The organism is Streptomyces sp. 891-h (genome assembly GCF_022760275.1).
Lineage (GTDB): Bacteria > Actinomycetota > Actinomycetes > Streptomycetales > Streptomycetaceae > Streptomyces > Streptomyces spirodelae.
Genome location: NZ_CP050693.1, coordinates 823,532 through 839,608, shown reverse-complemented (window position 1 = coordinate 839,608; position 16,077 = coordinate 823,532). Strand labels below are relative to the sequence as shown.

The following is a 16,077-nucleotide window of genomic DNA, read 5'->3' as shown; positions in this document are numbered from 1 at the left end:
AAGCCTGCCGCCATGGTCCTCAACGCAGTCCTGGGCGTGGACATCGGCACCTCCAGCAGCAAGGGCGTCCTGGTCGCACTGGACGGCACCGTGCTGCGCTCGGCCGTACGCGAGCACGTCGTCGACCGGCCGGCTCCCGGCCAGGTGGAGATGGACGCCGCCGTGTGGTGGGCGGAGTTCGTCTCCCTCTCCCGCGAGCTGACCACTGGTGCCGACGCGGACGTCGTCGCCGTCGGGCTCAGCGGTATGGGGCCCTGCGTCCTGCTCACCGACGCCGACGACACGCCGCTGCGCCCGGCGGTCCTCTACGGCGTGGACACCCGCTCCGTCGAGCAGATCGCCCGGCTCAACGAGGAGTTGGGCGCCGAGGAGATCCGCCGCCGCTGCGGCTCGGAGCTGTCCAGCCAGGCCGCCGGAGCGAAGATCGCCTGGATCGCTGACGAGGAACCGGAGCTCTTCGCCCGCGCCCGCCGCCTCTACATGGCCAGTTCATGGCTGGTGCGCAAGCTGACCGGGGCCTACGTACTGGACCACCACTCCGCGAGCCAGGCGACCCCGCTCTACGACACCGAAGCGCGCCGCTGGTACACCCCGTGGGCCGACCGGATCGCCCCCGGCATCGAACTCCCGCCGCTGCGCTGGTCCGGTGAGGCGGCCGGCACCGTGACAGCGGAGGCCGCCCGCAGCACCGGGCTGCCGCACGGCATCCCCGTCATCACCGGCACCGTCGACGCCTGGGCGGAGGCGCTGAGCGTGGGCGCGCACCGGCCGGGCGACCTCATGCTGATGTACGGCACGACGATGTTCCTGATCCACACCGTGCGGGGGCTGCTCACCCACCCCGCGCTGTGGAGCACCGTCGGTGCCCTCCCCGACACCCGCAACCTCGCGGGCGGGATGGCCACCTCGGGGGCGGTCACCGGATGGCTGCGAGAGCTGTTCGGCAACCCCGGGTACCCCGAACTCCTCCGGCTCGCCGAGGCCTCTGGGCCCGGCGCCAACGGGCTGCTGATGCTGCCGTACTTCGCGGGGGAGCGCACCCCCGTCATGGACCCGCGGGCCCGGGGCGTCATCGCGGGCCTGACCCTCTCGCACACCCGCGGGGATCTGTACCGCGCCGCGCTGGAGGCCACCGCCTACGCCGTACGGCACAACATCGAGGTCCTGGAGAAGGCGGGCGGCGACATCCGCAGGGTGGTCGCCGTGGGCGGCGGCACCCAGGGCGGGCTGTGGACGCGGATCGTCTCGGATGTCACCGGCCGGCCCCAGGAGCTGCGCGCCACCTCCATCGGCGCCTGCTACGGCGGCGCGCTGCTGGCCGCGCAGCTGGTGACCGACGCCTCCGTCGACGCGTGGAACCCGCCGCGCGAGACGGTCACCCCGCATCCCGGGGCCACCGCCCGGTACGACGAGCTCTACGGCCTCTACCGCGACCTCTACCCCGCGTCGGCCGAGGTGGCCCACGCACTGGCGGCGCGCCAGAACCGCTGAGGGGCCACCGGCTCCCCGTGCTCCGCCAGCGGCCCCACCGTCCACCCGGCGGCACGGCAGCACGCGACCAGACGGGGGAGGGCCGCAAGCGTCGTCCGCCACGAAGCGGGCGCGCTGTTGCGGTCGCTGTCGTGCAGCAGGACGGTCGCCCCGCCGGTCAGCCGCTCACGCAGCTGCGCCAGCACGCTGTCCGGGTCGGCGTCCGGCTGCCAGTCGCGGCCCCAGGCGGTCCACAGCACCGGCTGCAGCCCCAGCCGCCGCGCGGCCCACCAGCGGGTGGCCGTGAGCACCCCGAACGGCGGCCGGTACCAGCGCGGCTCAGTCCCCGCCGTCTCCCGTACGGCGGCAACGGCGCGCTCCAGACCGGCGCGGTCCGCCAGCGGGCGGGGCAGCCAGGGCGGCTGGTGCTCCCAGCAGTGCACGGCGGCCTCATGACCCTCGGTGACCATCCGCCGTACCAGGGCCGGATGGCGCAGTACGGCGGCGCCCTGCAGGAAGAAGGTGGCCCGCACGCCGAGCCGGTCCAGCTCCCGCAGGAAGTACGGCGTGGAGCGCGGGTCGGGCCCGTCGTCGAACGTCAGGGCGACGTGGTCGCGGCTGCCGCGCCCGTCCAGCGCGGGGAAGAACACGGCCCGCACGGTCGGCAGCCAGGTCGCCGCCGGAAGGATGTCCGCCGCCGCGACGGCTGCCGGGGCGGCCGCCAGGGCGGCCAGGAGACGCGGACGGTTCACCAGATCTCCTTCTCGGAGGTCCCCGCGACCGCCGGGGACCTGGCGAGCTGCACGCTCCCCACGCTGATCAGCGCCAGCGCGAACAACTCGGGCACCACCCGCCAGCCCAGCGACAGCCGCTCGTCGAACAGGGCCGCGCCCAGCACCACGCTCAAGAACGCGTCGCCCAGCGTGAGTGCGGGCTGGGACGCCACCAGTGTGCCCGCGTGCAGCGTCAGCTGCAGCAGCAGGAACCCCGCCGTTCCGGCGACGGCCACCCCATAGGTCTGCCACGCCGTCAGCAGCGCCACCAGTCCGTCGTCGGCCAGGTGCGAGATCGCGTCCTTCATCAGCGCGGCCGTCACCCCGAACAGCACGGCGGTGGCCGAGCCCAGCACGGTCGCCCGGGGAGCCGAAGGGAGCCGGAAGGCCACCACGACCAGCACCACCACCAGCGCCGCCATCAGCGGGGCCGCCACCAGCCAGCGGTCCGAGGGCACCGAGGCCGACCCGCCCGACGGCCACACCAGCCACAGCAGCGCCGCGAGCCCCACCACCATGGCCCCGAAAGCCACCCACGCGCGCTGCCCGGGACGCTGCCGGAACACCAGGCTGCCCAGCATCAGAGTGAACAACAGCTCCGTGGTCATCACCGGCTGCACCACGGCCAGCGGCCCCGTCGCCAGGGCCCCCGCCTGGCACACGGCGGACAGCACCAGCGTGGCCGCGCCCCACAGCCACACCGGGCGCCGCAGCAGCCCCGGCAGCCACGACAGCCGCCGCCCCGAAGGGCCGGGCCGCTCCACAGCGGCGGCCCGCCGCTGGAGCACCGAGGCAGCGGCGTTGCCCAGCGCGGCGAGCACCGCCAGCAGGACCGAGACCGCTGTCCACAGCACGTGGGCGCCTACCCGAAGCGCTGAGCCAGGCTGCGGAAGACCCCGGGCGCCGTTCCGTGCAGCCATGCGGGCATGGCCATCCAGGACGGTACGAAGGCGTTGGGGCGGCCCGTGCGCAGTGCCCGGTACACCGCGTCGGCCACCTGGAGCGCCGGCACCGGCCGGGGCCGCTCGCGCCGGTAGGGGGCGCCGCGCCGCTGGAAGAACGGCGTGTCGACCACCCCCGGCAGCACCATCGAGATCCGCACCCCGCTCGGGGCCAGCTCGTAGCGGAGGCTGTCCGCGAACGCGGCGAGCCCCGCCTTCGTCGCCGCGTACACCGCCTCTCCGCGTACGCCGACGCTGCCCGCCAGGGAACCGATCAGCACCACCCGACCGCAGCGCCGCTCCACCATGCCGGGCAGCAGGAGGCGCACCAGGTGCAGCGTGGCGTTCAGGTTCACGGCCAGCACATCGTCGATGTCCCTGTGCGGCATCGTGGTGAACGGGCCGGCCCAGCCGATGCCCGCGCCCGCCACCAGCGCGTCCACCCGGCCGCTGTGCACCAGGGCCTCCTCGGCCAGCCGCTCCCGCGCCCGGGGGTCGGCCAGATCGGCGGCCAGCGGCACGCCACCGGTACGGGTCGCGACCTCCACCAGCCGCCCTTCGTCCCGGCCGTTGAGCAGCAGCCGCCAGTCGCCGTCGGCGGCCAGCCGCTCCGCTACGGCCGCGCCGATGCCGGACGACGCGCCGGTCACCAGCGCCACCGGCCGGTGCCCGTCAGGGCCGGAATCCCCTCGGGGCTCGGCCTGGGCGCGTTCCGGCGGCCGCGCCCGTGCCGGCTGCGAGAGCCGGTCCGCCGCGTGCCTCGGGTGGCGGTGCCGCACCGCGGGGGCTCGGAGCAGAGGGTGCGTCGAGCGGCGGTCGGAGCTGCCGAGCCTGTCGAACACAGACGCCTCCGGTGAGCAGTACGGGCCGCGAGGGGCCGGGATGGGAGTGCCGGGGCACGAACAGGCCCCGGCTCCAGCATGGTGGCAACCGTGCCGCGCACCCGCCCGGAGCCCTGCCCGGGCCGACCGAACCACCTATTTGGCTCCCCTCGGGGGAACCCGGCGGCGCCTGGGGCCTCTCCCTCTGCGGCCCGGGGCACCGAAGCCGGGCGGGCGCCTGGCCGGCTCGGCACCCGGCTGGGTGGGCGCCTGGTCGGGCGGACGCCTGGCCGGGTGGGCTCCGACTGAGTGTCGCTACGCCGCCGCTGACGGCCGCACAGCACACTGGTCTACGGATGTGCCGAGGGTCTACGGACGCGCCGAGCCGCCCGCAGAGCCCGAGGGCACGGTCCCGGGCCGACCCGTCCGGGTCCGCGCCGGTCCGCCCACCGACGACCCCGGGAGCCCCATGCCGCACCGCTTCCTGCTGCTGAGTGCCAGCATGGGCGCGGGCCATGACGCGGTCGCACAGGAACTGGCGCACCGGCTGCGGGCCCGCGGTCACACCGCCGTCGTCCGCGACATCCTCACGCTGCTACCGGCCGGCACCGGCAGCCTGCTGCGCAACTGCTACCGGGGCGCGGTGCGGCATGTGCCCAGGCTGTACGGCGCCGTGTACGCGAGCTTTCTCGCGACGGCCTCCGCCCCCGGGCCCCGCCCGAGCAGCGCGCCCCTGGCAGCCCTCGCCGAGCGGCCCCTGCTGCGGACGGTCGCCGACTGGCACCCCGACGTGGTCGTACCCACCTTCCATCTGAGCGCTCAGGTGACCGGGCGGTTGCGGGCACGGGGTGCTCTCCAGGTGCCCGCGGCGGTCGTCGTCGTCGACTTCGCCGTCCACCGGGGCTGGCTGCACCCGGGAAACGACCTCCACCTGTGCGTCACCGAGACCGCAGCCGAGGAGGTTCGGGCCGCGACCGGCGGCCCCGCGCACGCCACGGGCCCCGTCGTACCGGCGCGGTTCTTCCGGCCCCGCGACGTGGACGGCTACTGGCGGGCTCTGCTGGACCGGCACGTCGCCGCGGCGGCGCAGCACACCACCCCCGTCTCGCCCGGACGTCCCGCCGTGCTGATGTCCACCGGCGCGTGGGGAGTCGGCACCCGGCTGCTGGAGACGGCACGGCACCTGGTGAGCCACGGCTGTGTACCGGTGCTGCTGTGCGGGAACGACGACCGCCTGCGGCACCGCGCGACCCGCCACCCCGGACTGCTGCCGCTCGGCTGGGTGACCGACCTGCCCGGCCTGATGGCCGAGGCGCACGTACTGCTCGACAACGCGGCAGGACAGACCGCTGCCCAGGCCCTGGCAGCGGGCCTGCCCGTCATCGGCCACCGCCCGCTGCCCGGACACGCCGCGGCCGGGGTGCGGGCCATGGCGCAGGCCGGACTCTCCCGGTACACGGCCGGGAAGAGCGAGCCGGCTCGCAGCGCCCATGAACTGGCTTTCCCCGGCCCGGCCCGCGACCGCCGGACGGCCGCAGCCCGGGCCGCCTTCCGGGCCGACGCCGCCGAGGAACTCGTGGAGCTGGCCGCACGGACGGCAGCGGCGGGCTCCAGCGTGTGAGGGTCCGGCTCGACCCGGGGCAAGCTGCAAAAACCTCGATTGACCTGCGACGGACAAAGGGTTGAGTCGGTGCTTGGCAACTTTCCTGTTCGTGAGTTATATAAGTGTGTGTAGGGCATCGCAGCACCGGGGGCAGGGTGCCCCCGGCCGGATGGCTCGCGGGAAGGAGATGACCGTGATGCTCATGCGCACCGACCCCTTCCGGGACCTGGACCGGCTCACCGAGCATTTCTTCGGCACCATGGCCAGGCCCGCGGGGATGCCGATGGACGCCTACCGAGCCGGTGACGACGTGGTGATGCACCTCGACCTGCCGGGCGTCGACGCCGACTCCATCGACCTGGACGTCGAGCGCAACGTCCTCACCATCCGTGCGGAGCGCCGCACCGCGACGCCGCAGGACGCGGAGGAGATTGCCGCCGAGCGCCCGACCGGTCACTTCAGCCGCCAGATCTTCCTCGGCGACACGCTGGACATGGACAACATCAGCGCCTCCTACGACGCCGGTGTCCTGACCGTCCGCGTCCCCGTCGCCGAAAAGGCCAAGCCGCGCAAGATCCAGATCTCCGGCGGTGGCGAGGCCAGGCAGATCAGCGGCTGAGGTCGGCGCCATCCCCTCCCGGCCTTTTCCGGCCCCTACCGGTGACCGGCCGGTCCGGTTGACGCCCCGCGACCGCGCATCCGCGGCCGCGGGGCGTCCTTGCGGCCTGGGGGCATCGTTGTGCTCCGCGGGGGCATGGGGGCTGCCGCCGACGTCAGCCCACCCCGAGCTGCTCGGCCAGATACGGGCCGTCGGAGCACACCCAGTATTCGACGAACCGGCCGTCGGCGCCTCGCAGGATGTCGTTGCCCCGGAAGGCCACCTCGGTGCCGGGTTCCGCGGTGGCCCCGGGGAAGCCTCCCTTGTATCTGCCCCGGCCGACCCAGCGGGCGCAGATCAGATCCCCCTGCACCACGGGCCCCACCTCGGTCTCGAAAGTCAGCTCGTCGAAGTACTCCCGGCTCATGGAGACCAGGCTGGTGACTCCCTCGGGGCCCTTCAGCTCGCGGTCTCCGCCCGGCTGGATCGCTCCGTGGTGGATGGTGAACCCGGGCGCCGCGATCTCCTTCGCGACGGACAGATCACCGTTCCACAGCTCCTTGAGCCAGCGCTCGTAGAGAGCGCGCAGTGTCGCCTCGTCCATGGACCCATCCTCCTGGACGGAGGAGCAAGGGGCGAGACGGTGACCTGATGTGAGCAATTGCTGGTGCTGCGTGCGTGCGACGGAGGCGGGGCCGGGGGCTGCGTGTGAGGCCGCCCATAGGGTCCAGATCACTTACGTGGCGGCTTCGTAGGTCCGGGCTGCCGGGACGGGGGGTTCCGGGCCGTTGGTGCACCATTTCGGGTATTCGCTACGAAAAGGGGTCGTAGGTCACATGGTTGTCGGGTGGGGGAGCCGGTTCCCAGGGTGGGTGCCAGGTCGCGATGAGACCGGGATGCACGCCCCCGAAGGGCGCCCCTGGGATGGACGCGGCCGGAACGTCCCCCCACTGGAAGGCTCTCCGCTCGCATGCGTACTGCTCTGCGTTCCCTCAAGCCCACCCGCCGCCTGGCCGCTGCCGCTGTGACCGCCGTGGGCACCGCCGGTATCGCCACCACCGCCCTGGCCGGCACCGCCCACGCCGCCGGCACCGGCAAGCACGAGGCCAAGCCCGCGATCGCCAGTGCCGCCTCCACCGCCCAGCACCTGACCGCCCAGGCCGCCCACGCCAAGGCCGAGCAGGCCCACGCCAAGGCCGACAGCAAGCAGGCCGGCGGTGAGGAGTACGCGGACAATCTGGACGGGTGGATCCGTGAGGCCCGCGCGATCATGAAGAAGCACGGGATCCCCGGTTCCTACGACGGCATCAAGCGCAACATCATCCGCGAGTCGGCCGGTGACCCCAATGCGGTCAACGACTGGGACATCAACGCCCAGAAGGGCACCCCCTCCAAGGGCCTCCTCCAGGTGATCCAGCCCACCTTCGACCGCTACCACGTCGAAGGAACCCCCGACAAGCTCACCGACCCCGTCGCCAACATCGTCGCCGCCTGCAACTACGCAGCCGACCGCTACGGCTCCATGGACAACGTCAACTCCGCCTACTGAGCCGGCACCCAGCACAGCACAGCACGCACCAGCACCCCGCACGCGAAAAGGAGCGGGTGGGAGAAACACCTCCCACCCGCTCCTTCGCTGTGCGTACTCCGCGCACATGGGCCCAGAGATCGAAGTCGGCGGGGGAGACGTGGTGCTCTACCGATTGAGCTACGGACACCGTGGCGTCCGACGGGACTCGAACCCGCAACAACCCCATTAACAGTGGAAGTATCCCCTGCCTGCGCACCTGGGCCGCATGGCTGGCCCCACTGTAGTCGTGCAACGGCCCGGGCTCGCTTGATTTTCGCGAGCCGTACAGTCCGGGTCCGAGAGGGGGTGTCAGGTGTGGATGGCGAGCTTGAACTGCGCGTGGACCAGGTCCCGTCCGGACGAGTCGTTGTGGGCCACGCGGATGGCGAGCGGTACGTCCGGGTGCACGAACAGCTCATGGTGCTTGGTGAAGCACTGCATGCCGGGGGAGGGGCGCCGGTGGTCCGTCGCGGTGGTGTCCACCGGTCGGTCGGTGAGGCCGAGGGGGTCGCGTACGACCTGGTCGCGCAGTTCGCTGTAGTTGCCGGGTTCCCACTGGATCATGGCCGTGATCACGCCCCAGCCGTCCACGGAGGGCCAGATCAGCCCGGAGCGGTCGTCTCTGCGCCAGTTGGTGACCTCGTAGCCGTCCGGCTGCCGCACCTGGTGCATGCCCTCGCCGTCGTACGACTCGCCTCCGCCGAAGGGGAAACGGACCACGTGGTACTCCCCGTCGGCGGGGATTCTCTGGTTCTCGTTCCTGATCAGAGAGCACACTGGTATAGGCATCGACTCGTTCCCTCCTCGCCGTTCGGGACCCGTTGCCGGCAGACCGTGGCCTTGGCCGTGGGGTAGGAATGCGCCGTCACACGGTGTGTGGCGATGGCCTGAACCGTGCAACCGTCGCGCAGCTTGAATACCCACCCGTGGCCGGTTTCCAGCCATCGCGGGGGCAGTTCCCCGACGCGGATTCCGACTCGTGCCGGGCGGCGTGGTGAACTGCCCGAATGACGCCGCTGCCACCTCGCGTCCTGCACGCACTCGACCGCTTCAACGCCGCACACCCCTGGGACCACAACGCGCACTACCACCGCTGGATCCTGCGGCAGCTGCCGCGGCGGTTCGGGCGTGCCCTGGACGTCGGCTGCGGCAGCGGCGATCTAGCCCGGCTGCTGGCGGCCCGCGCAACCGACGGCGTGGACGCGATCGACTCCGATCCGGCGATCATCGCGCGGGCGCGGGAGTCGACGCCCGCGGCGGCTCCGGTGACCTTCACCCTCGCGGAGGCCCCTGCCGGGCTGCCTGCCGGTCCGTACGACGTCATCACCTGCGTCGCCGTCCTCCACCATCTGCCTCTCGCCCGCGCACTCGCCCGCTTCCGCCAACAGCTGGCGCCCGGAGGAACGCTGGTCGTCGTCGGCTGCGCACGCGCGCGGACGCCCGGCGACCACTTGCTCGCCGCCGTCGCCGTTCCGTTGAACGCCGCTGTCGGCTGGTGGCGGAACAGGGGCCGTACCGCGCCGCGTCCGCTGTCGATGACCGCCGTGACCCGGCCTCCGGAGATGGGCTTCCCGGAGATCGTCCGGGAAGCCCGCCGCGTCCTGCCGGGCGTGCGGGCCCGCCGTCGGCTGTTCTGGCGCTACACGCTGGTGTGGCGCGCCGACAACTGACCACGGCACGGCCCGGCACGACCCGGTCCCGTCCGGCCGATCGCGACCGTGCCGTCAGTGCAGCACGACCGGCAGTTCGCGGTAGCCGTTGATGCCCAGCGAGGGAACCCTGGCCGCCGGTTCCGGGGAGAGCGCCGGCTCCGGGAACGTCTCGAACAGCCGGCGCAGGGCGATCTCCGCCTCCAGCCTGGCCAGCGAAGCGCCCGGGCAGCGGTGCGGTCCGACGCCGAAGGCGATGTGGCGGGAGGCGTTCGGACGGTCCGGCGCGAAGATCTCCGGATCGGGGTCGGGGAAGGCGTGCGGGCAGCGCTGGATGGCCGACAGCGGCACCAGCACCGCCTCGCCCTTCCGGATCACCTCGCCCTCCACGTCCACGTCCTCGGTCGCGTAGCGGAACATGATGTTGCGGCTGGGGGACTCCCAGCGCAGCGCCTCTTCCACGATGTCGGGCCACGGGTCCTCGCCCGCGTGCAGCCGGGCCCTGGCCGTCTCCAGCGTCCGGGGGTAGGTCAGCAGCCCTCTGACGGCGTGGCAGATCAGATTGGCCGTGGTCTCGTGGCCGCCGATGACCGTGACCACGAGGTTTCCGATCACCTCCGCCTCGGTCAGCTCCCCCTCGTCCATGGCCGCGACCAGTTCCATCGTCAGATCGTCCTGGTCGCCGCGGGCGCGCTTCTGCTCGATCAGCGACATCAGCGTCGCCGGGAAGCGGTGCGCGACGGTGTTGTGCACCTCTTCGACACCGGCCTCGGAATTCATCGCCGCGGCCGACAGTTCGCGCAACTCCTCGCGCAGTGTGCCGTCCTCGGGAACGCCGAGCAGGGAACAGATGACCTCCAGTGGCAGCGGCAGCGCGAACCTCTTGTGCAGGTCCGTCTCCTCCCCGGCCGGCACGGAGGCGAGGTCCGCCAGCAGCCGGTCGGCGATGGCCTCGATACCGGGACGCAGCGCCTGCACCCGGCGGGGCGAGAGGGCGCGCTGGATGGGGAGCCGCAGCCGTCGATGGGTCTCACCGTCCGTCGTGAGCAGGCCCTTGCCCTCGATGATGAACAGCAGCGGCCAGTCGGCGGGTATCTCCCCGCGCGCGTGTGCGCCCCAGTGCCGGATGTCCTTCGAGAAGCGGGGATCGCCCATTACCAGGGCTCCTCCATCCCTGGTGGTTACCGCTTTGGCCACCACGCCACCAGGGAGCGCCACAGTGGCAACCGGCCCTGCGGCTCGGAGGGCCTTGCCTTCGGTTCCGTGGAGATCGGCCGGGGCGGGTTCGAGATAAAGCTCTGCTGTGCTGTCCACTGGTGTCCATTCGTCAAGGGCGTGGGAGGGAAAGGGAAGGTCACCGGAAGCGCGGTTGGGGTCCGGGCCATGTACGGCAGATCCCAGGTCAGCTTCTCCTTGGGAACAGCCAGCCGGAGGCCCGGCAGTCTGTTCCACAAGACCTCCAGTCCGGTACGGACGATGAGGGTGCCGAGGTCGGGCGCGGGGCATCCGTGCGCGCCGGCGCCCCAGGCCAGATGCGATCTGTTGGTACGAGAGACGTCGAAGCTCCCGGACAGCATCGTCGGGTCCGCTCCGGTCGCACCGAGACAGATGATCGCCATGTCACCGCGGTTGACGGGATATCCGCCCAGCGTCGTGTCCTGGGTGGCCCACCGGCCTATCAGGTTCTGGATGGGGGCGTTGACCCACATGACGCGGTTCATCGCCTCCTCCATCTGGCAGCGCCCGGCGACGACGTCGGCGTTCAGCTCCGGGTTGCTCAGCAACTCCAGCACCGTGTTGCAGATCCACGTCGTGCTGCCCCCGCGCCCGGCGACGATCTGCAACCACACGTCCTCGCTCAGCTCGTGAGTGTCCAGCTCCGACTGCGAGTGCCGGTTGAAGTGGTGCATCCAGGAGACGAGATCGGGTCCCGGGTCGCGCTGCTTCTCCTCGACCAGGGCCCGCATCCGGGAGTCGAGTTCGGCAGCGGCACGCTGTGCGCCCGGTCCGCCGCTGAGCATCTCGTGGATGGCGTTGCCGGTGGCCAGCGCACTGCCCTCGTCCATGCCCATCAGCCGCATCATGACCAGCAGGGGGAGTTGCAGCGCGTAGCGGTCCAGGATGTCGACCTGGTTCCACTCGGCGGGCCCTTCCTCGGGGAAGAACGAGGTGATGAGCTGCTCGGCGAGGTCTTCGATGAGGTCGCGGGTGCGGAGCAGGTTGAGCTCGGCGAGCGCCTTGTTGCCGGGGTGGGAGAGGCGGGTGTGCTCCATGCCTTCGGCGTAGAGGCGGCTGCGCCGGTAGGCCAGTTGGGGGATCAGCGGGTGTGGGGGGAGAGCGCCTTCGGCGAAGTCGCGGTACCAGCGGGAGTCCCGCGTCCACACATGACCGCGGTTCTGGAGGATCTCCAGCTGGTAGGCGTGGTCCAGGACGAGGTACCCGCGGAAGGCTCCGGTCTCCTCCAGCGACACAGGGGCCACCGGCCCGAAAGTCTTGCGGAGGCTTTCGTAGTAGGAGAACGGATCGTCGGCGAAGTCCTGGCCGTAGAGCGGGGCGGTGCGTGCGGGCCACGGCGTACGGACGCGCGGCCAGGCTTCACCAAGGGGGTTTGTGGAGGCGTTGGTTGGCACAGCGATCATCCTGTAGTGCGGTGTTCGCCGGAGGCAACCGTGAGCCGGATCCCGGACGGTGGTCGGATGCCGGAAGGTGATCCGACGTCAGGTCCCCGGCGGCTGCGGCGGCGCGCCGGCGGTGAACCGTGGGCGTCCGGTGTCGTCCACTGGCCGGCCTCAAGGCCGGCCGGCGAAGTAGACGGCGGCCACCTGACGCAGTCGGGGCCGGGAGAAACCGGCGCTGTCGTCCGCGCGTTCCACGACGCGGACCTTCCAGCGCGGTGAGGTCTTGTCCAGCAGGGGCGCGTCCCCGTCCTCGACGAGCAGCCCCGCGGGTGATCCGTCGGAGGCCGGGCAGGTGTACCGGTGGGTGAGGTCGTCGGGGAGCGTCGCCGGAGGGCCTCCCCACCGAGGGGTGCACAGTCTGCCGTCGGTCAGCTCGACGGCCCAGGGAACGACCTGGTCTCGTGGCTTGGGCGCGGTCCGTGGGAGGGCGGAGTCGGAACGGTACTCGCGCAGCCGCTTGCCCTTCGGGGAGCCGCAGAGCACCTTGGTGCGGTCCGTCTCGATCCAGCACGCCTGCGCGGTCAGGGCGTTCGGTGAGCAGGAGACGATGTCGCGGTCGACGGCGAAGGCGGAGGCGGAGCAGCTCTGGACAGAAGACCCCGGCTCCGACTCCACGGTGTAGCCGGGGCGGGGAGCACCCTGGGCTCCGACCGGCACGACCGTGACCGTCCGGGTGCCGCCGGCGCCGGAGGCCGGGCCCCGTTCGTCCGCGGGCCCGGCGAGCAGATGGCCGGCCGCGCCCCCGGCCGCCCCGACGAGGACGGCCGCGGCGGCTCCCGCGAGGATGCGGCCGCGACGCCCTCGGGGCCGGGGCCGGTCCGGCGGCCCGTCCCGGTGCCCGGTGTCGTGCCCCACCGGTGCCGTACCGTCGATGACGTCGCTGATGGCGTCACGGACGGGCCTGAGGTAGAGGGCGAGTACGAGTGCGGGCGCCCACCCGGCCTTCAGCGCGGTGCTCTCCCGTCGGCAGATCTCGCAGGCGCGGCAGTCGGCGGAGGCCGTGCAGCCGCTGGTGATCCGCTCCGGCTTCCTGACCCCGCATCCCCGGCAGCAGGCACATCGCCCGCATTGAGCGCAGTTGTACGTGTGCTTGACGACGTGGTCGCGCAGTGGCGCGCTGAAGCCGGGGGGATGTGCCGCGACGATGCCGTCGAGCAGGGCACACAGCGTGCGGTCGTTCTGGACGAGCAGATAGGCGTGGAAGCCCTCGGCGAGAACTGTCTTGAGCGCGGTGGCCCGGTTGTTGATCGTCTTCGGGCTCGGTACGCGGCGCCGCAGCCGGCCCTCGGTCTTGGTCGGCGCCGATTCGGCGGCTCCCGTGTCGCCGTCGGCCGGACTCTTGGCCGTACCTGCCCGGGCGCCGGACACCGCCGCCATCCGCGTGACGATCTCAGCGGGTGTGAGTTGCTCCTGGAAGTACCACTGGTACAAGGAGCGGTCCTGCGGAGACAGGGTGGCCGCCACCTCCCCGATGACGCGGCGGGCCTGGAAGAGGCGGACCGGATCGTCTGCCGGACGCGGCCGGTCGGGGTCCTCGAGCGGATGGTCGTCCATGGACTCGTCCTGGCCCAGTGACCTGCTCCGCTCGGCCAGTCGGCTGCGGTTCGTGAAGTGCCGGCGCAGTCGGTTCCCGGCGATCCCGGTGAGCCAGGCCCCGAGCCGATCGGCACGCGGCTGCGCCTCCGCGTCATCGGACAGCAGTACGGCGATGGCGTCCGCGAACGTCTGCTGGGTCAGCTCCATCGCCACATCGGCGTCCCGCACCCGCCGTGTCAGATACAGCAGCACGTCCTGATAGTGCCGGTCGGCGATCGCCTCCAAGGCGTCTGTCCGCTCCGCCGGGGTGCTGGGCCGGTGTACGCGCGCCAGCAGTTCCGCGTCGTCGGCCTGCGGCCGTGGGGAAGGGCCATGGTCCGTCATCCACCGGCCCTCCGAGCCCCCGGGCGGTCGTCGGACAGCCCTGGATACCGAACCGTAGGGCGGCCGCCGAAAAATCTTCGACGAATTTCCGCCCGACTCCGGGAAAGCCCCGGCCTTCGTGCGCCGGGCCTCCGTAAGCCGATCCCGGCTGTCCAGGAGGCTCCCGTGGCACCCTTCCCGCTCTCTCCTACCACCCTGTTGGAGCTGCTGACCCGGTGCGGTCCAGCAGCTGTGGCGGCGGCGGCCCTCACCGTGGTCCTGCCGGGGCTGCTGTGGCAGACCGCGCAGAGAATGCTGTTCCGCCGCCAGGCACGCGCCCTTCCGCTCCGGTTTCTGAGGGGCGTACGCGCCGGTGGCGGCGTGACCCGTGACGTGGCGCTGTGCCGCCGTCTGCTCGCCAACCACCTCCGGACGCTGGAGGACCACGTCAGGGCCGGAGGGCCGACCCGGCTCTCAGCTCCCTGTCTGTCCAGGAGGACCGCCGCCATGTGCACCGTTCTCACCACCGTCCTGGCCGGATACTGGGGTGCGGCGGGCCTGTTGTGCGGCCAGGCGCTTGTGGCGGCGGCGGTGGTGGTCCGGGTCGCCGCCGCCTACGCGGAGGCCGCCACAGCGCTGCGGGGCAGTCTCCGGCAGTTCGAGGCGCTGCTCGACAGTGACGATCCTGAACGAGGCGCCGCCTTGCTGCGGGTGGTTCTCGAAGCGGATCAGGGAGTTCTCGACATCTTCGCACCGACCGGCACCCGGCCCACCTCCTCCACCCGCGTCCGTCGCGGCCGCAGCACCGGCCGCCGTACCAGCCGCTGACCGGCCGCGGCCGGGCAAGCAGGCACACCGGCATCGGTTCACACGGGCGAACCGATGCCGGTGCGGCTGCCTCTCACGGTATGCGGCAGCTACCTGCCTGTGCAGGCCTTTGAGCGGGAATCATTCGTACCCGCGCGCGTCGTAACCCACCGGCTGCATACGGGAGTTACGGGTGGGGGCGGTGGTGAGGGGACCGGCCGCGCGGTTTTCCGTCCGGTCCGGTCCGGTCCGGTTCATACGCCCGCGACCGACTGGATCCAGGAGCGGTACCGGGTGACGTTGGTGTAGGCCGTGGTGGTCTGCCGGTCACTGGTCGACGCCACGCCGACCTGGACGCCGTTCGCCATCATGGGGCCGCCCGAGTCGCCTCCGGCGGTGATGCCGTCACCGCGCCGCGCGCAGATCGCGGAGCCGTTGTAGGCGTCCCGGCAGCCGCCGGTCACGATGACGTTCGCGTACTTCAGGTAGCGCGACTGGCAGTTGATCTCCTGACCGCAGCGGGATGTCGCGCCCCAGCCGTACACCTGCACGGTCTGGCCGACCGACACCGAACCCGGCCGGCCGAGGGAGGAGTAGGTCGTCGAGACGGACCGGTCGAGGCGCACCAGGGCCAGATCCGCCGACGGGTGGGTGTGGACCTGCGTGCCGTAGGCGGTGGTGCCACCGCTCGTCTGGTCGAGGCTGCCGATCCGGAAGGAGAGCTGACCGCCGCTCACACAGTGCTTTGCGGTGAGAATCCAGGTGGGGGCGATGATGGTCGAGCTGCACGTCTGTCTTCCGCCGGAGAACAGCCGGGCCGCCCAGGGGCCGCTCTGCGCGTAACCCCCGCCGATGATGGGCTGCTGATCACCGTCTGGAGCGTGCTGGACGGCTGTGACGGCGACGGACGTGCCACCGGCACCGGCACCGGCACCGGCACCGGTACCGGTACCGGTACCGGAAGCCGAACCCGCTGCCGAGGAGCGGCTCCCGGCCGCCGCGGTGCTGCTCAGCACGAGAGCCGCCAGCAACGCGGCTATGAGTGTGGGGAGTAACCTGGTGATTCGCAAGATTCCTCGTTTCCGAAGACGCGCGACACAGCGCGCGTGGCGTCCAGGGAAGTACCAGGTTTCCGGAATCCAGGAGATTCGGGTAATAGCATTTTCCCCATAACACGGGATTATGGAGAGGAGCCCGAATTCGCATCCGACGGCCCGCCGTTGCCTCGGGCCGCGCGCCTTCAGTGGCGTCACCTTTCCTTTCTCGCG

Annotated in this window: 15 protein-coding genes; 6 read left to right on the top strand and 9 right to left on the bottom strand. The window is 71.9% G+C overall.

All coding sequences use genetic code 11. The annotated features are described in order from the left end of the window. Positions 1 to 12 precede the first annotated feature (12 nt). A complete protein-coding gene (locus HC362_RS03745; RefSeq protein ID WP_243082335.1) occupies positions 13 to 1,491 on the top strand; it encodes an FGGY-family carbohydrate kinase in 1,479 nt (492 codons plus the stop codon). Here HC362_RS03745 and HC362_RS03740 read toward each other — a convergent pair. The 3 genes from HC362_RS03740 to HC362_RS03730 are packed head-to-tail and all read right to left on the bottom strand — an operon-like array spanning position 1,437 to position 3,843. Then, positions 1,437 to 2,222: a polysaccharide deacetylase family protein gene (locus HC362_RS03740; protein ID WP_243082334.1), complete on the bottom strand. Its 786-nt coding sequence runs from the start codon at positions 2,220 to 2,222 to the stop codon at positions 1,437 to 1,439. The genes HC362_RS03745 and HC362_RS03740 overlap by 55 nt on opposite strands. Then, complete coding sequence (locus HC362_RS03735) at positions 2,219 to 3,097, bottom strand: DMT family transporter (RefSeq protein WP_243082333.1); 879 nt, start codon at positions 3,095 to 3,097, stop codon at positions 2,219 to 2,221. The genes HC362_RS03740 and HC362_RS03735 overlap by 4 nt, the downstream gene beginning before the upstream one ends. An 8-nt stretch (positions 3,098 to 3,105) precedes the next feature. Further along, positions 3,106 to 3,843: an SDR family NAD(P)-dependent oxidoreductase gene (locus tag HC362_RS03730; protein WP_243088342.1), complete on the bottom strand. Its 738-nt coding sequence runs from the start codon at positions 3,841 to 3,843 to the stop codon at positions 3,106 to 3,108. Positions 3,844 to 4,474: 631 nt separating this feature from the next. On the opposite strand from HC362_RS03730, the gene HC362_RS03725 reads away from it, so the two are divergent. Together HC362_RS03725 and HC362_RS03720 are read left to right on the top strand one after the other, a co-directional pair. Continuing rightward, on the top strand, positions 4,475 to 5,626 hold the full coding sequence (locus HC362_RS03725) for a galactosyldiacylglycerol synthase (protein WP_243088341.1): 1,152 nt from the start codon (positions 4,475 to 4,477) through the stop codon (positions 5,624 to 5,626). A gap of 178 nt (positions 5,627 to 5,804) precedes the next feature. Then, the gene (locus HC362_RS03720) at positions 5,805 to 6,227 is read left to right on the top strand and encodes an Hsp20/alpha crystallin family protein (RefSeq protein ID WP_243088340.1); all 423 of its coding nucleotides are present in this window, start codon (positions 5,805 to 5,807) and stop codon (positions 6,225 to 6,227) included. A 154-nt stretch (positions 6,228 to 6,381) separates the two neighbouring features. Here HC362_RS03720 and HC362_RS03715 read toward each other — a convergent pair whose 3' ends face one another. Continuing rightward, entirely contained in the window at positions 6,382 to 6,810 is a 429-nt protein-coding gene (locus tag HC362_RS03715) for an ester cyclase (protein ID WP_243082332.1), read from the bottom strand. A gap of 366 nt (positions 6,811 to 7,176) precedes the next feature. On the opposite strand from HC362_RS03715, the gene HC362_RS03710 reads away from it, so the two are divergent. After that, entirely contained in the window at positions 7,177 to 7,755 is a 579-nt protein-coding gene (locus HC362_RS03710) for a transglycosylase SLT domain-containing protein (protein WP_243082331.1), read from the top strand. 330 nt (positions 7,756 to 8,085) lie between these two features. Here HC362_RS03710 and HC362_RS03705 read toward each other — a convergent pair whose 3' ends face one another. Next, on the bottom strand, positions 8,086 to 8,565 hold the full coding sequence (locus HC362_RS03705) for a hypothetical protein (RefSeq protein ID WP_243082330.1): 480 nt from the start codon (positions 8,563 to 8,565) through the stop codon (positions 8,086 to 8,088). Positions 8,566 to 8,783: 218 nt separating this feature from the next. On the opposite strand from HC362_RS03705, the gene HC362_RS03700 reads away from it, so the two are divergent. Then, positions 8,784 to 9,446, top strand: coding sequence for a class I SAM-dependent methyltransferase (locus tag HC362_RS03700; protein WP_243082329.1), 663 nt, complete (start codon positions 8,784 to 8,786; stop codon positions 9,444 to 9,446). 54 nt (positions 9,447 to 9,500) lie between these two features. Here the strand turns inward: HC362_RS03700 and HC362_RS03695 are convergent, their stop codons facing one another. From HC362_RS03695 to HC362_RS03685, 3 genes are all read right to left on the bottom strand, one after another. After that, the gene (locus HC362_RS03695) at positions 9,501 to 10,580 is read right to left on the bottom strand and encodes a cytochrome P450 (protein ID WP_243082328.1); all 1,080 of its coding nucleotides are present in this window, start codon (positions 10,578 to 10,580) and stop codon (positions 9,501 to 9,503) included. Positions 10,581 to 10,606: 26 nt separating this feature from the next. After that, on the bottom strand, positions 10,607 to 12,055 hold the full coding sequence (locus HC362_RS03690; RefSeq protein ID WP_243082327.1) for a cytochrome P450: 1,449 nt from the start codon (positions 12,053 to 12,055) through the stop codon (positions 10,607 to 10,609). A gap of 159 nt (positions 12,056 to 12,214) precedes the next feature. Next, positions 12,215 to 14,023, bottom strand: coding sequence for a sigma-70 family RNA polymerase sigma factor (locus tag HC362_RS03685; RefSeq protein WP_243082326.1), 1,809 nt, complete (start codon positions 14,021 to 14,023; stop codon positions 12,215 to 12,217). A gap of 165 nt (positions 14,024 to 14,188) precedes the next feature. Between HC362_RS03685 and HC362_RS03680 the strand changes: the two genes are divergently transcribed. Next, positions 14,189 to 14,830 carry a hypothetical protein gene (locus HC362_RS03680; protein WP_243082325.1) on the top strand — a complete coding sequence of 214 codons (642 nt, stop codon included), beginning with the start codon at positions 14,189 to 14,191 and terminating at the stop codon, positions 14,828 to 14,830. Positions 14,831 to 15,063: 233 nt separating this feature from the next. Here HC362_RS03680 and HC362_RS03675 read toward each other — a convergent pair whose 3' ends face one another. Next, positions 15,064 to 15,840 (bottom strand): trypsin-like serine protease, encoded by a 777-nt coding sequence (locus tag HC362_RS03675; protein WP_279240172.1) that lies wholly within the window; start codon positions 15,838 to 15,840, stop codon positions 15,064 to 15,066. Between the last annotated feature and the right edge of the window lie 237 nt (positions 15,841 to 16,077).

What these genes read in the sequence shown, in the direction of transcription:
- HC362_RS03700 (WP_243082329.1), top strand. Translation starts at nt 8,784, where the DNA reads ATGACGCCGCTGCCACCTCGCGTCCTGCACGCACTCGACCGCTTCAAC.
- HC362_RS03685 (WP_243082326.1), bottom strand. Translation starts at nt 14,023, where the DNA reads ATGACGGACCATGGCCCTTCCCCACGGCCGCAGGCCGACGACGCGGAA.
- HC362_RS03695 (WP_243082328.1), bottom strand. Translation starts at nt 10,580, where the DNA reads ATGGGCGATCCCCGCTTCTCGAAGGACATCCGGCACTGGGGCGCACAC.
- HC362_RS03715 (WP_243082332.1), bottom strand. Translation starts at nt 6,810, where the DNA reads ATGGACGAGGCGACACTGCGCGCTCTCTACGAGCGCTGGCTCAAGGAG.
- HC362_RS03705 (WP_243082330.1), bottom strand. Translation starts at nt 8,565, where the DNA reads ATGCCTATACCAGTGTGCTCTCTGATCAGGAACGAGAACCAGAGAATC.
- HC362_RS03725 (WP_243088341.1), top strand. Translation starts at nt 4,475, where the DNA reads ATGCCGCACCGCTTCCTGCTGCTGAGTGCCAGCATGGGCGCGGGCCAT.
- HC362_RS03720 (WP_243088340.1), top strand. Translation starts at nt 5,805, where the DNA reads ATGCTCATGCGCACCGACCCCTTCCGGGACCTGGACCGGCTCACCGAG.
- HC362_RS03745 (WP_243082335.1), top strand. Translation starts at nt 13, where the DNA reads ATGGTCCTCAACGCAGTCCTGGGCGTGGACATCGGCACCTCCAGCAGC.
- HC362_RS03710 (WP_243082331.1), top strand. Translation starts at nt 7,177, where the DNA reads ATGCGTACTGCTCTGCGTTCCCTCAAGCCCACCCGCCGCCTGGCCGCT.